The 13756-nt window shown below is 37.3% G+C and carries 15 protein-coding genes; 10 read left to right on the top strand and 5 right to left on the bottom strand.

Annotated elements, in window-relative coordinates; translation table 11 throughout:
- Nucleotides 1-90 precede the first annotated feature (90 nt).
- Nucleotides 91-843 carry a 30S ribosomal protein S2 gene (rpsB, locus tag F960_RS04530; protein ID WP_004858993.1) on the top strand — a complete coding sequence of 251 codons (753 nt, stop codon included), beginning with the start codon at nt 91-93 and terminating at the stop codon, nt 841-843.
- A gap of 141 nt (nt 844-984) precedes the next feature.
- On the top strand, nt 985-1860 hold the full coding sequence (gene tsf / locus F960_RS04535) for a translation elongation factor Ts (protein WP_004858996.1): 876 nt from the start codon (nt 985-987) through the stop codon (nt 1858-1860).
- Between the two features lie 446 nt (nt 1861-2306).
- Here the strand turns inward: tsf and F960_RS04540 are convergent, their stop codons facing one another.
- A complete protein-coding gene (locus F960_RS04540; RefSeq protein ID WP_004858999.1) occupies nt 2307-2573 on the bottom strand; it encodes a hypothetical protein in 267 nt (88 codons plus the stop codon).
- A 538-nt stretch (nt 2574-3111) separates the two neighbouring features.
- On the opposite strand from F960_RS04540, the gene F960_RS04545 reads away from it, so the two are divergent.
- Both F960_RS04545 and F960_RS04550 read left to right on the top strand, forming a co-directional pair.
- Nucleotides 3112-3942: an alpha/beta fold hydrolase gene (locus tag F960_RS04545; protein WP_004859002.1), complete on the top strand. Its 831-nt coding sequence runs from the start codon at nt 3112-3114 to the stop codon at nt 3940-3942.
- Between the two features lie 137 nt (nt 3943-4079).
- Nucleotides 4080-5309: an NADH:flavin oxidoreductase/NADH oxidase family protein gene (locus tag F960_RS04550; RefSeq protein ID WP_004859005.1), complete on the top strand. Its 1230-nt coding sequence runs from the start codon at nt 4080-4082 to the stop codon at nt 5307-5309.
- Between the two features lie 197 nt (nt 5310-5506).
- Here F960_RS04550 and F960_RS04555 read toward each other — a convergent pair whose 3' ends face one another.
- Nucleotides 5507-6616, bottom strand: coding sequence for an acetoacetate decarboxylase family protein (locus F960_RS04555; protein ID WP_004859007.1), 1110 nt, complete (start codon nt 6614-6616; stop codon nt 5507-5509).
- Between the two features lie 154 nt (nt 6617-6770).
- Between F960_RS04555 and F960_RS04560 the strand changes: the two genes are divergently transcribed.
- Nucleotides 6771-7187, top strand: a complete 417-nt coding sequence (locus F960_RS04560) for a MerR family transcriptional regulator (protein ID WP_004859010.1) — start codon at nt 6771-6773, stop codon at nt 7185-7187.
- A 256-nt stretch (nt 7188-7443) separates the two neighbouring features.
- Nucleotides 7444-8193 carry a type 1 glutamine amidotransferase domain-containing protein gene (locus tag F960_RS04565; protein ID WP_228134729.1) on the top strand — a complete coding sequence of 250 codons (750 nt, stop codon included), beginning with the start codon at nt 7444-7446 and terminating at the stop codon, nt 8191-8193.
- 368 nt (nt 8194-8561) lie between these two features.
- Here F960_RS04565 and F960_RS04570 read toward each other — a convergent pair whose 3' ends face one another.
- Complete coding sequence (locus F960_RS04570) at nt 8562-9524, bottom strand: IS30 family transposase (RefSeq protein WP_004854881.1); 963 nt, start codon at nt 9522-9524, stop codon at nt 8562-8564.
- A 233-nt stretch (nt 9525-9757) separates the two neighbouring features.
- Between F960_RS04570 and F960_RS04575 the strand changes: the two genes are divergently transcribed.
- The 4 genes from F960_RS04575 to F960_RS04590 all read left to right on the top strand — a co-directional run bounded on the left by F960_RS04575 (nt 9758) and on the right by F960_RS04590 (nt 12292).
- Nucleotides 9758-10258 (top strand): DUF3465 domain-containing protein, encoded by a 501-nt coding sequence (locus F960_RS04575; protein WP_004859018.1) that lies wholly within the window; start codon nt 9758-9760, stop codon nt 10256-10258.
- A gap of 78 nt (nt 10259-10336) precedes the next feature.
- Nucleotides 10337-11167 carry an AraC family transcriptional regulator gene (locus tag F960_RS04580; protein ID WP_004859022.1) on the top strand — a complete coding sequence of 277 codons (831 nt, stop codon included), beginning with the start codon at nt 10337-10339 and terminating at the stop codon, nt 11165-11167.
- A gap of 97 nt (nt 11168-11264) precedes the next feature.
- Nucleotides 11265-11984 (top strand): AzlC family ABC transporter permease, encoded by a 720-nt coding sequence (locus tag F960_RS04585; RefSeq protein ID WP_004859025.1) that lies wholly within the window; start codon nt 11265-11267, stop codon nt 11982-11984.
- Entirely contained in the window at nt 11981-12292 is a 312-nt protein-coding gene (locus F960_RS04590; RefSeq protein ID WP_004859027.1) for an AzlD domain-containing protein, read from the top strand. Before F960_RS04585 ends, F960_RS04590 begins: the two co-directional genes overlap by 4 nt.
- Nucleotides 12293-12358: 66 nt before the next feature.
- Here the strand turns inward: F960_RS04590 and F960_RS04595 are convergent, their stop codons facing one another.
- Both F960_RS04595 and F960_RS04600 read right to left on the bottom strand, forming a co-directional pair.
- Nucleotides 12359-12811: an Mpo1 family 2-hydroxy fatty acid dioxygenase gene (locus F960_RS04595; RefSeq protein ID WP_004859028.1), complete on the bottom strand. Its 453-nt coding sequence runs from the start codon at nt 12809-12811 to the stop codon at nt 12359-12361.
- Between the two features lie 154 nt (nt 12812-12965).
- Complete coding sequence (locus tag F960_RS04600) at nt 12966-13751, bottom strand: DUF4850 domain-containing protein (protein ID WP_004859033.1); 786 nt, start codon at nt 13749-13751, stop codon at nt 12966-12968.
- Nucleotides 13752-13756 lie beyond the last annotated feature (5 nt).

Below are 13756 nucleotides of genomic sequence, written 5' to 3' on the forward strand. Positions count from 1 at the left end.
CACATATATCGTCACATTACTCTGGGTGCCTTTTAAAGGTGGAGAATGCGGATATATGGAGGCCTAACCCAAACTTAAGGTATATAGAAAATGGCAGATTACAACGTAAGTATGCGCGACCTTCTTCAAGCTGGTGCGCACTTTGGTCACCAAACTCGCTTCTGGAACCCAAAAATGCGTCAATACATTTTTGGTGCGCGTAACAAAATTCATATCATTAACTTAGAACACACTGTTCCTGCGTTAAATGATGCATTGAACTTTGTTAACAATCTTGCTAGCAAAAAGAACAAAGTATTATTCGTTGGTACTAAACGTGCTGCTTCTAATATCATCCGTGAACAAGCTCAACGCGCTGGTCAACCATATGTAGATCACCGTTGGTTGGGTGGTATGTTGACTAACTGGAAAACTCTCCGTCAGTCAATCAACCGTTTAAAAGATCTTCAAACTCAATCTCAAGACGGTACTTTTGCTAAGCTTACTAAACGTGAAGCTTTAGAACGTACTCGTGAGATGGAAAAACTTGAACGCTCTTTAGGCGGCGTTAAAAACATGGGTGGTTTACCTGACGCATTATTCATTATCGACGTTGATCATGAAGCAATTGCGATTAAAGAAGCTAAAAACCTTGGTATTCCTGTAATCGGTATCGTTGATACTAACTCAAACCCAGATGACGTAGATTTCGTTATTCCTGGTAATGATGATGCGATTCGTGCAGTAACACTTTATGCTTCAGCTATGGCTGATGCGATTCTTGCTGGTAAAGAATACGCTCAAACTCAAGCTAATGCTCAAGCAAAAGGCGAAGAAGCAGCTAAAGAAGCTCCTGAGGCTTAATGCGTTTTGACGCAGCTTTGTCATTTTTGCGACATGTAATGCTGGCAAATTAAGCGTCAAGAAAGCACAAAACGGCCCAGATCAATTTTGGGTCGTTTTTGTTTAAAAGATTGATATTTCTACCGTATTTAGGAGAATAACATGACTGCAGTTACTGCGAGCATGGTAAAAGAATTACGTGACCGTACTGGTCTTGCTATGATGGAATGCAAAAAAGCATTGACAGAAGCAGACGGTGACATCGAATTAGCGATTGATAACCTTCGTAAATCAGGTCAAGCAAAAGCTGCTAAAAAAGCAGGTAACATTGCTGCTGATGGCGCGATTACTATCGTTCAAGAAGGTAACAAAGCAATTTTGGTAGAAGTTAACTGCCAAACTGACTTCGTTGCTAAAGACGGTAACTTTGCAGGTTTCTCTGAGCAAGTAGCTAAAGCTGCTTTGGCTGCAAATGAAACTGATGCTGCTAAAATTGCTGAACTTAAACTTGCTGATGGTCATACTGTAGAAGAAGCTCGTATTGCGCTTGTTCAAAAAATCGGTGAAAACATCCAAGTTCGTCGTGCAAGCATTATTGAAGGTGAAAACCTTGCAGTATACAAACACGGTTTAAAAATCGGTGTAGTTGTATCTTACACAGGTGATGCTGAAACTGGTAAAGGTTTGGCTATGCACATTGCTGCATTCAACCCAGTTGCTGTTTCTGCTGATCAAGTTCCTGCTGATCTTATCGCGAAAGAAAAAGAAATCGCTGAAGCTAAAGCATTGGAATCTGGTAAACCTGCAAACATCGTTGAAAAAATGGTTACTGGTTCAGTTGAAAAATACTTGAACGAAGTTGTTTTAGAACGTCAACAATACGTTATCGACAACGACAAAAAAGTTGCTGAAATCTTGAAAGCAACTGGTACTACTGTTGCTCAATTCGTTCGCTTCGAAGTAGGTGAAGGTATTGAGAAAAAAGCAGAATTAAGCTTCGCTGAAGAAGTTGCTGCTGCTCAAGCTGCTGCAAAATAATTTTTAAAATTATTTTGTGAAAAAGCCTCCTTTCGGGGGCTTTTTTTATGGTTGATCGGAGTTTATAAATTTGTGTCCGTCGTCACATTTCATCACTGGACTTTTTTCTGCTGCTTAAAACAAACAGCAAGAAATGAAATGTCGGGACGGGTGAGAGTAATTTAAAATTTCATAAAAATAAAACAGAAACTTAGTTTTGGAACTGAAACAGCATTGATGCGATAAGGAGGGATATTTTTTCGGGAGTTGAATGTATTGATCTAAACAACTAATTTAAAAATAAAGCTTCTCTACAAAAATAAAGTAAACAATTTCATATTCTAGGTAATTGTATTGGTTTCTACTTTGGTGTCTGAATGATTTTTTCATGCTAAAACCTCAGACCGAATATCACCCCCAGAGCCACGACGACAAAAGGGCTGACTACAGGTTTAAATATATAATATTCAATTCAGGATATTTTCAGACCATTTTAAAAAAATGTCTCGATCACTGAATTCTGGGGCCAATCGAATAGATATTTCTTGTTTATCACCAAACTGACCGGAAAATTTAAAAGGGGGAGTGAATTTAAAACTAGTGCTATCTCCATCATGGCATTCTGCAAAAAAAGCCTGAATTTTATTGAATTCTCCTGTATTCAAAAAGTTAGGGCGCTCAAGTAAAAAATAGTAGATTTGCTGCAATGTATAAAACTCATACTTTTTGTTCATTTTATACGCTCTTTTATCATAGTGTGTTATTCATAATGCGCTTTTAATTGGATAAATAATAGTTGAAATTTCAATTAATTTTGTATACCTGATAGGCGGTACAATTAAAAAAAAATCTCAATAAAATTAAATATAGAGTTTATTTTCAATTTTTGTGGTATTTAAATAGAGAAAATACTCAAGCAGGCAGGATTTTAGATTCAATATTGATTGCTTATGCTTATATAAATCTATTCTCTAGTCCTATTTGTGATATCAATTCATCAGAATTTTAGTATTTTTTTATAAATGATTGAATATTTTAAATGAAATAGGTCTTTCGATATTTTCACGACCCATAATTTTTTCTAACGAGCTTATTGTATTTAGGGTAAATCGATAACGATACAAATACTGACATTGCATACCTTTCTTACAAATATCCATTCCTGTGAAGTAAAAAGTATTTACCTTAAAGTGCGCTTTAAAGATAAGATAATTTTGAATAAAACTAAACAAATTATTTAGTAAAACTTAATTTTATCTAAGGAGTCATTACATGAGCTACGTTACAACAAATGATGGAGTTGAAATTTTCTATAAGGACTGGGGACCACGTGATGCGGAAGTATTATTTTTCCATCATGGCTGGCCGTTAAGTTCTGATGATTGGGACGCGCAATTACTCTATTTTCTCGGAAAAGGATATCGTGTTGTAGCGCATGATCGACGTGGGCATGGTCGTTCATCTCAAGTATGGGATGGGCATGATATGGATCATTATGCCGATGATGTTGCTGCCGTTGTTAAACATTTGGGTATTAACAAAGCAGTGCATATTGGTCATTCGACAGGTGGTGGAGAGGTTGCGCACTATATTGCAAAACATGGTGAAGCACACGTTTCTAAAGCTGTTTTAGTCAGTTCTGTACCTCCTCTAATGGTAAAAACTGAAAATAATCCAAATGGTTTACCGAAAGCAGTATTTGATGATTTTCAAAATCAATTATTTAACAATCGTGCAGAATTTTATCGTGCTGTACCTGAAGGACCATTTTATGGGTTTAATCGTGCAGGTGCCAAAGTTTCAGAACCCGTGATTCAAAACTGGTGGCGTCAGGGCATGATGGGTGGTGCAAAAGCTCATTACGACGGTATTGTTGCATTTTCACAAACCGACTTTACTGAAGATCTGAAAAAAATCTCAGTCCCAGTGCTCGTTATGCATGGTGATGATGACCAAGTTGTACCGTTTGAGATCTCAGGAAAATTATCAGCAGAATTGGTACAGAATGGTACATTGAAAGTCTATCCAGGTTTTTCACATGGTATGTTGACTGTAAATGCTGAAACGATTAACCCTGATTTGTTGGCATTTATCCAAAGTTAATTGATCGTTGAAAGTTTAATGTCATTTAGGGCTACCCAAGGGTAGCTCTTTTTTTTGAAATAAATTTGGATTAAGTGCTTGACCTTAAAGTTTACTTTAATCTTAGAGTGTATCCTAACTCAATAGAGATACAACTTATGCATATTTTTAAATCACTCGTTCTTCCAAATGGACAGGTCATTCCAAACAGACTTGCTAAAGCGGCAATGGAAGAAAATATGGCGAATATTGATCAACTTCCAGAACAAAAATTATTTAATTTATATCGAGTTTGGGCTGATGGCGGTGTTGGTTTAATGATTACGGGTAATGTCATGGTCGATCGTCGTGCGATGACTGGACCGGGTGGGGTGGTATTGGAGAATGATCAGCATCTGCCAGCATTTCAACAATGGGCGAAAATAGCGCGTTCTAAAGGTGCTCAGGTCTGGATGCAAATTAATCATCCGGGTCGACAAATGCAATCCAATTTGGGACAGCAGACTTGGGCTCCTTCGGCAATTCCCCTTGATTTAGGAAAAATGTCCAATAAATTTGATACTCCTATTGAAATGACACAATCTATGATTGAGGAAGTCATTCAACGTTTTGCACATACAGCACAACTTGCTGAACAAGCGGGTTTTACAGGTGTAGAAATCCATGCGGCACATGGCTATTTACTCAGTCAGTTTTTATCTCCTTTGAGCAATCAACGTAAAGACCATTGGGGCGGTTCATTGGAAAATCGTGCGCGCCTGCTCATTGAAATCGTCAAAGCGACTCGTGCTGTAGTATCTAAAGATTTTGCAGTTGCAGTTAAACTAAATTCCGCAGATTTTCAACGTGGTGGATTTAGTGCTGATGATGCGAAGCAAGTTGTAGAAATGTTAAATACCTTGGCTGTCGATTTGGTTGAATTGTCTGGTGGAAGCTACGAGGCTCCTGCAATGCAAGGTCAGGCACGAGATGGCAGAACATTGGCACGTGAGGCTTATTTTTTAGAATTTGCCACAGAGATTCAAAAAATTGCCAAAATGCCAATCATGGTGACTGGTGGAATTAGACGTAAAGAAGTTGCGGAACATGTTGTTGAAAGTGGTGTTGATATGGTGGGTATTGCAACTGCATTGGCGATTGAGCCAAATTTACCCAATGCATGGAAATCAGGGCATAAAGATACGCCACATTTGAAACCTATTCATTGGAAAAACAAGACGCTTGCTTCAGTGGCGAATATGTCTACAGTGAAATATCAATTACGCAAACTGAGCAAAGGTCAACAAACCAATGCAAAAGTTTCTCCACTTTGGGCGTTGATTTTACAGCAGTGTGCAATGATGAAACGTACCAAGCAGTATCGTAAGGTTATGCAAAGTAGTACTTAAATGATATTTAAAAAATCAAAGAGTGTTGAATGGCACTCTTTTTTATATTTGATCATTGTGAGATATCTATTTTAAATAAATCAGAAAGTACCATTTGCTTATAATCACTGAATAGATTGGCGAATATGCGTATTTTACTTCTGCAATAAAAAAGCATGATGTTATCCAGCACGCTTTTGTTCAATGCAATATAAAGACTATTTATTCCACTCATCAATTGGCGTTGGCATATGTAATGCCAATTGTGCATCTTTAATCACATCCATACGCAAAATTTTCTTCGCACCCAATTGATCAAGTAACTGACTCACAGGTCCACCATTACGCTTGAGTTCTACATGTTTAGGAAACATTTTTTGTGCAAAGGTTAAATTATTTGCCTGCACATATGATCTATACCAAATTCCATCTACTTGATTAAGCATGTTTTTCTTTTCTAGGTGAGATTCATTTTTCACAGTTTTTAACTTTGGCGTTGGAGCATTCAAGCTCACATCAATGTTGCCTTGTGTATCATATAAATTCGCTTGAATATGATCATCGATATTTAAATCAATCGCAGTTAACCATTTCGGTAAGTTATATCCATAAACGCCACGCACACGCGCAATTTCAGTGTCGACAGGCAATGCCAACACATAACCATAAAATTCATGCTGGCGAATCGAGGATATTAACTCAGCCACATTCGAACCTTTGGCATTTGGGCGACGCACTACAACAGCTACGGAAACTTCGTCATAAGGATCATTATCCCAAACATCATAGGCATAAAACGTTAGAGAAACTAAGCCATATCCTAAAATAGGGCTTAATGCTTCAACTTTGGCAGGCAATTTGGCTTTTAATTTGTCCAATGGAGCAAGCATTAACAACTGGACTTGACTACTTTGATAATAATAATTTGGAGACCATACTTTTCCGACACGTGTATCAACCAGTTGTTTGGGATTTTTTCTAAAAAAATCAACATTAGTTATACGAGAGTCCTTTGCGACTTGCTCTAAATCAGGTTTTGAATGAAAACGATCATAGAAACCATTTTTAGGTACTTGAACTTTATTTGTGCCAAACTCAACTGTAACAAACTCTGTGGCATACGGATATTGTGTTTGAGGTTGATCTGCAAGTACCAAATGGGAAGAAAGCGTACTTGTACTATTTTGCATCACGGAATTCTCTTGTGGTGTTGAGATAAATTGAGTTGAATTTGCTGGAGCAAGATGATCAGTTGCAAATGAGTGCGTATAAGTCAGACCCATAGCAAGCGCAAGCAAAGCTTGTTGTATATTGAATTTTTTAGACATCAGATTTAACTCAATTTCTTTGGTTAAATTTATGCTAAGTTTAAAGTGAACTTTAAGGTCAAGAGCTTTGAATAAAATTTATAACAAGTTTTTTGATTGAATTTTAATCTGGATAAGTCTAAAGTAAACTTGAATGTATGCGGGATGAATTGACATGAATATTAGTGAGCTTTCGAAATTGAGTGGCTTAAATGGCCCAACGATTCGTTATTATGAACAGATCAAATTGTTGCCTAAACCTCAACGCTTGGGCAATGGTTATCGCAAATATTCAGCAAATGATTTACAGCAATTACTCTTGATTAAACAAGCACAACAAGTTGGTTTTAGTTTGGAAGAGATTAGAGCCTTAGTACCATCCAATATGATTAGTTGGCAGCATGATACGATCATTAGTGCTTTAGAAGAAAAAGTAAAAGATATCAATCAAATGCAAAAGGCTTTGACTGAAAATAAAAAAAACATTTTACAATTAATTGATTCAATTAAAAATAAACCTGAAGACATTACTTGTGGTGAAAATGCACAGCGTTTAATGGATATTTATCTGACTGAGCCTGAAAAAGCATAAGGAAATAAATAACATTCCGTCATAGCAGATCGATGTTTTTCATTTAAAATATCGATCTCTAAAATGATCATTTAGTAATCATATTTAAAACAGCTAAAATGATTAAAAAATAACGATAAGCCCTATTACCTTCAACTTAACTTTAACCTTATACTCACTCTGAAATCACTCAAAGAGTCGCGTCATGATCAATCGTGGATTCGTTCAATCGCATATCGTTCAACAATTACTCGTTGTTTTGGCAATGTTGTTTGCAATGCCTTTTGCTTCAGCAAATCAGGAGAATGCCGTGAATCAAGTCACTACAAAATCGCAAGGCAAAATTTTGGTGGTGATGACCAATCACTCCAAATATCCATCACGTGAAGACACAACAGGGTTATGGGTCACTGAGTTAACGCACTTTTATGATGTTGCGCAACAAGCCGGATATGAGATGGATTTTGTTAGTCCTCAAGGTGGGGCCGTACCTTTGGATGCACGTAGCCAAAAATGGATTTACATGAATAAAGCCGCACGTGTACATCTCGCTGATCCAGCATTTATGCAGCAGTTAAATCACACTTTAAACCCGAGTGAAGTCAATGCTGCAGACTATAAAGCAATTTATTTTACGGGTGGGCATGGCGTCATGTGGGATTTCCCCAATAATCCTGAATTAACGGCTTTGGCTGAGCAAATCTATCGTCAAGGTGGGGTGGTTTCTGCGGTGTGCCATGGCGTTGCAGGGATTTTGGCACTCAAAGATGAGCAAGGACAACCTCTGATTGGAAATCGTAAAGTCACAGGGTTTTCCAATCGTGAAGAATCTCTTTCAGGGATGAAAAAACAGGTGCCATTTTTTCTAGAAGATCAATTGAAATCTAAAGGTGCTCGATATTCACAAGGCTTTTTACCATTTACTTCTTATGTCGTTGTCGATGATCGCATTATCACAGGGCAAAATCCTCAGTCACCACGTGAGGTTGGTGTGGAAGTAGTGAAACGTTTGATCAGTATAAAATAATCCATAAATGTGATTCCTATATCTAGGGTCTGTTGATATTTCATAACTGAATTGCGTTGTCGGCTAAAATTGAGCAGGCAAGGCATGAAATGCAGAGAATGGCGAGACCATTTTCAAATTTCGTAACGATGCCTGAGATAATTTTAGCCACAACCCTTCGGGACGAGAGTGTTTTTTGATGCTATTTCGTTGTAGTTTGATCATTTAGATCACTAAATTTCTCAATCTACGCCTCATATCACCTAAAAAACCTTGCGGAGTATACTCCTCACGTCGCAACCAATTTGAAATTTCAACAGACCCTATATTAGATTAGGAATCTTTTTTAGCTTTTAACTTTTTTGTTAAATCTAAAACGATTGGCGGATTCAAGCAGCAAGTGCAACAGTATAAAAACCAGCCATAACTTCACTTGGCGTATACCAGCCTAGTGTTTTTCTAGGACGATGGTTGAGTGAAAATTCTATCTGCTCTATTTCATCGTTTGACACGTCATCAAACGATGATGATTTTGGCAGATATTGCCGGATTAAACCATTCGTATTTTCATTTCTAGCTCGCTGAATAGACTTGTAAGGATCAGCAAAATAAGTATCTATGCCGACATCAGTAATTCTTTTGTGTTCGGCAAATTCCTTTCCATTATCAAATGTTACACTATAAGCATGGCTCATTCGTAAACGATCTAATGCACAAGTAATCGTTTTAGAGGATGCTCTCGTTGACCCTAAATGAACAATATGTACGTACAGGCTCTTTCGATCAACGAGGGTTAATAAAGCTCCTTTATGATGTTTACCAATCACCGTATCACCTTCGAAATCTCCTAAACGTTGTCGCTGATCAATGACCTGGTCTCGGCAATGAATACTTGTTTTATCAATGATTTGCCCTCTACGATCCGTGTTTTTGTAACCTCGTTTTCGATATTTCTTCTGATGCCTTAAGTGTAGATGGAGGTTACCTCCTTGTGATTTATCTTGATAAATGTGCTGGTAAATCCACTCATGTGAAGGTACATCCAGCCAACCGCGTTGTGTTAAAGCACCTGAAATTTGTTCTGGTGACCAGTCTAAGCCAATTAAGTAATCAATATAAGCGAAGGCAAATGCTGTCATGGATGATGAAGGATGGTACCGTCTTTGACTTGCAAATTTCGCTGCCTGTTGAGCTCTATATCCACGTTGCCCAGTATTTCTTTTTAACTCACGGTAGATGGTTGATCGTGAACGCCCTAACTCCCGAGCAAGGCTAGCGATTGAACTTTTACTTTTCAAAGTAGCATAAATTTCGTATCTTTCATCTTGAGAAAGTTGGGTGTATTTCTTCATTGTGTGCTTTCCAATTGCGAGTTGAAAAAGTCTAATGATTCTATGAATACACCTAACTTTTTCAACTAACTACAAGTGTGTTGCACTTGGGATTTGAATCTGCGATTTAATATTTCTTATGAGAATCTAAGTTTTAAAAAGTCGCTTTTTATCATAATTAGAACAATATTTTCCCAACAATTTTTCTTTAGCTACAATACACTTGAGCCAGTAAAAAATGAGAATGAAGTTGCATGGGAAATAAATCAAATATCGGTATCATCGCACTGATTATTTTTGCAGTTGCGGCGTATTTTGGCTTTGATAAAACCAATAAGCCTGAGCAAAATCAGTCCCAAAGTGGCTATGTCCAAACGGATACTTCAAAACAAGATTCACGTGATCAATCTTCAAATCAACAGGGGCTGGAACGTATCCAGCAAGCCTATGAAAAGCAGCAAAGAGATGTTCCTGTTCAGGCTGAGGGTATCGTAAAAGCAGTATTGAAAGATGATAATGAAGGTTCGAGACATCAAAAATTTATTTTAAAACTAGAGAGTGGCTTGACGGTCTTGGTTGCGCATAATATCGATCTTGCGCCAAAAATCGAAAATTTACATAAAGGTGATCAAGTTCAATTTAAAGGGGATTATGAATATAGCAATCAAGGTGGGGTGATACACTGGACACATCGTGATCCTAGAGGACATCATGCTGATGGTTGGTTAAAACATGATGGTAAAACTTATCAATAAATTTTACACAAGCGCAATTTTATTCTATAAAAATCGCTGAGTTTTGCTATGGTAATTGATTGTATTGAGAGTTAAGTCATGCAAAATAGCAATGAACAGGTAGATTTTTTACATTTAAAGGAATTTGGTGGTTTAGAACTGCTTAAAGCGAAATATTTGCAAACCCAATTTTCCAAACATGTGCATGAGGGTTATTGCATAGGTGTGATCGAAGAGGGCGCACAGTGCTTTTATCGCACTGATCGTCTGCATGTTGCGCCTAAAGGTGAGATCATTTTGGTCAATGCCGATGAGATTCATACAGGTTCATCGGCAGTAGAAACAGGGTGGGGCTATCGTGCGATTTATCCTACTCCTGAAATGTTGGCTGATATAAGCTTAGATTTTTTTAAACAAAAAAATGCCGCACCGTGGTTTCCAGATGCAGTGGTTAATGATCAAGGATTGGCGGCTCAGCTTTGCTTACTCTTTGATTTATTAGCACAAAAAAATAACTCTTTATTGAAAGAGAGTATGTATATTTCGACGCTTGCACATTTGATGCATCGGCATGCCAAGGCTAAATATACACCGCTAGAACTGAGTGATGCACAAAAAAAAGTGCAAATGATTCATGATTTGATTCTGAACTGCCCTGAAAATGATTATTCCTTGACTGAACTTGCAGAAATGGCAGGTCTCAGTTCTTGGCATTTGTTAAGACAATTTAAAAAGACTTTCGGTTTGCCACCACATGCATGGCTGATACAAACACGTTTGATTAAAGCAAAAAAATTGATGAAAAATGGTGAGTCTATTGCCAGTACCGCTTTGGGGCTTGGTTTTTCTGATCAAAGTCATTTCAATCGACATTTCAAAAAAGCAATGGGATTGACACCAGCACAGTACATTTCAGCTTTAAAAAGTTAATCGATATAAAACAGAATAAAGCGCAATTTCATTCTATTTCTCGTTTACGATTCACGTTAAAAATATATCATTAAAAGCCAAATTAGGTTTATTGATTGTGAATCTCAGTTCTTTCACTCGGCAGTCCGATGCAAGCCGTTCCTTTTATCAAGGTGCTCTTGATATTTTACCTTTGTCTATTGCAGTTTTGCCATGGGGGATTTTGGCAGGCTCGATGGCAGTCAATGCGGGTTTATCCATTTGGCAATCTATCGCAATGTCTGCTGTGGTTTTTGCAGGAGCAGCACAGTTGGTCAGTTTGGGACTGGTCATGGCGGGTGCTTCAATATTCACGATTATTATCACGGTATTTTTCATTACCAGTCAGCATTTTATTTATGCACTAAAATTTCGACCAGAAGTGATGCATTATCCATTTTTCAAACGCTTGCTAATCGGTTTTTTACTTACAGATGAGCTTTTTGCCGTTGCTGTGACACGTCAAAACAAACTGACTTTTGCCTATATATTTGGTGCAGGGCTGTGCTTTTATCTTGCATGGTGTATTTTTAGTTTGCTTGGGATTGTATTGGCGCATTCCATCAGCGACCTGCAAAAGCTACACCTCGATTTCTCTATCGTCGCAGTTTTTATTTTGTTGATTATTCCCATGATAAAAAACCGAGCATGTTTGTTTGGTGCATTGGTTTCCATGTGTTCAGCATTGATTTTTAAATATTTTCATATCGAAGCAGGTACAGTGCTTTCAGGTGTTTTAGGCATGTTTTGTGCTGTTTTATTTGCTACTCAAACTTCAAGACAGGAGCAAAAAGCATGACTTGGTTGCTATTATTGAGTTTAGCTCTGATCGTCTTTTGTAACCGTTATTTGTTTCTTGAGCCAAATATCAAATTGCGTTTACCTGTTTTGATTGAAAAAATGTTGAATTATTCAGCACCATGTTTGTTAACAGCTATTTGCGCACCGATTGTCTTTTTTGATGGTTCGAGTTTACGTTCAATTCCACTTGATCCGTATTTCATTGCAGCGATATTTTGCGTGATATTTGCATTAATTTTTAAGAATTTATTGTTGAATTTAGCATTGAGCTTAGCGGTATTTTACATCTTGATTTTTATGTTTTAAACCAAAAATGGGATGAAGATTTACTCATCCCATTTAAATCTGAATGATTTTAAGTTTTTTAAACTTTTAAGCCAAATATGCTGTATTTTGGCGGCTTTTCCAGTTAGGCAAAACTTTTGCTAGATAAGCATCCATACACCAGACAGGTCCTATGAGTAAAAACTGTAGATCTTTAAAGAATGAAGGTTTTTTCCCTTCAACTTTATGTCCATAAAATTGTCCAATCCAAGCGACCACAAATATTCCGATATACAGTCCTTTGCTTGCAGGCAAGATATAGATGAGCCAGCCCATCACAAAAATCAACGCTGCCATAGCTATGGCAAGGACGATATCCAGTCGTGCATAAAAAACCAGTGTTAATACAATGACTAATGCAGTGAGTAAGGCACTGAAATGCGCAAGAATACCAATGATTGAAAATAAGATCGCAGGTACACAGACCCAATGGATCGCTTTATTGGTTTTGTTTTGATGGCTTTCACTATACTCGTTTAACCATTCAGAAATTGATTTCATTATGCACCCCTTGTGGCACTTCATTATTTTGTTTATCACCTAAAATATATACGAGAACTAAAATTGGGTCAAAAAAGATTCAGACTGACCGTTCATTTTTAGTGAAGTTTCATGTTCTATTTGGTTTTATATCAACTTTAAATGTGTTCTCGTTTTAGGGATCTAAATGCGTCGCTTGATAAAAATTTAAAATATAGCGTGCCCATGTTTGATGCTCAGGTTTCAGGCTGACTTGGATTTCTTGAAAATTGAAATCACCATCAGAATAGAACGCAAGCCCATGTGTTTTGTTTGGATAGTTTGGAATTTGATAACTAAAATAAGCAACATTATTTTTAGGATGAACGATATTTATATATTTATGTGGATCAGAAATATAACCATATTCATTTTTGATGCTTTCTTTTATGAGTTTCGGAAAATACAAAGTCGCAGGGCGCATACCACAGCCGATACAGGCTGAAGAATTATAAATCGTGATGACTTCATCTTGTTTAGGACTCATGATCATTGCAGAAGCAACACCAGAAGGTCCCATGTCAGCCTGTTTGATGATCCATTCTTTAGGCATTAAAACTGAGCCGATCCCCGGTAAAAAAGCGATTTTAAATTGTGATCTTAAAGATTCATTGAGTTCAAATTTGATCGTGCATGCTTTTGATTTACAATCTTGATAGTCGCGATATAAATCCCCATCATCGGAAAATGGGCTATCAATAGCAACTCCAATGGCTGAGATTTTGCCCTGATTTAATTGTACATTTCCGATATTTTCTACAAGCATTTTATAGTGAATATTGGGTGATGGATTGTATTTTGGAAATACAGGCTTAAATTCATCATTTGAGCCTGCATGTACACAAAGCGCTACGCTCAATGTGTACAAGCCAGCCAAGATGCGCTTTGAAAATCCTTGAGTCCTTGACCTATTAAATCGCATCTTGG

It is taken from the genome of Acinetobacter gerneri DSM 14967 = CIP 107464 = MTCC 9824 (assembly GCF_000368565.1).
Taxonomy (GTDB): Bacteria; Pseudomonadota; Gammaproteobacteria; order Pseudomonadales; family Moraxellaceae; genus Acinetobacter; species Acinetobacter gerneri.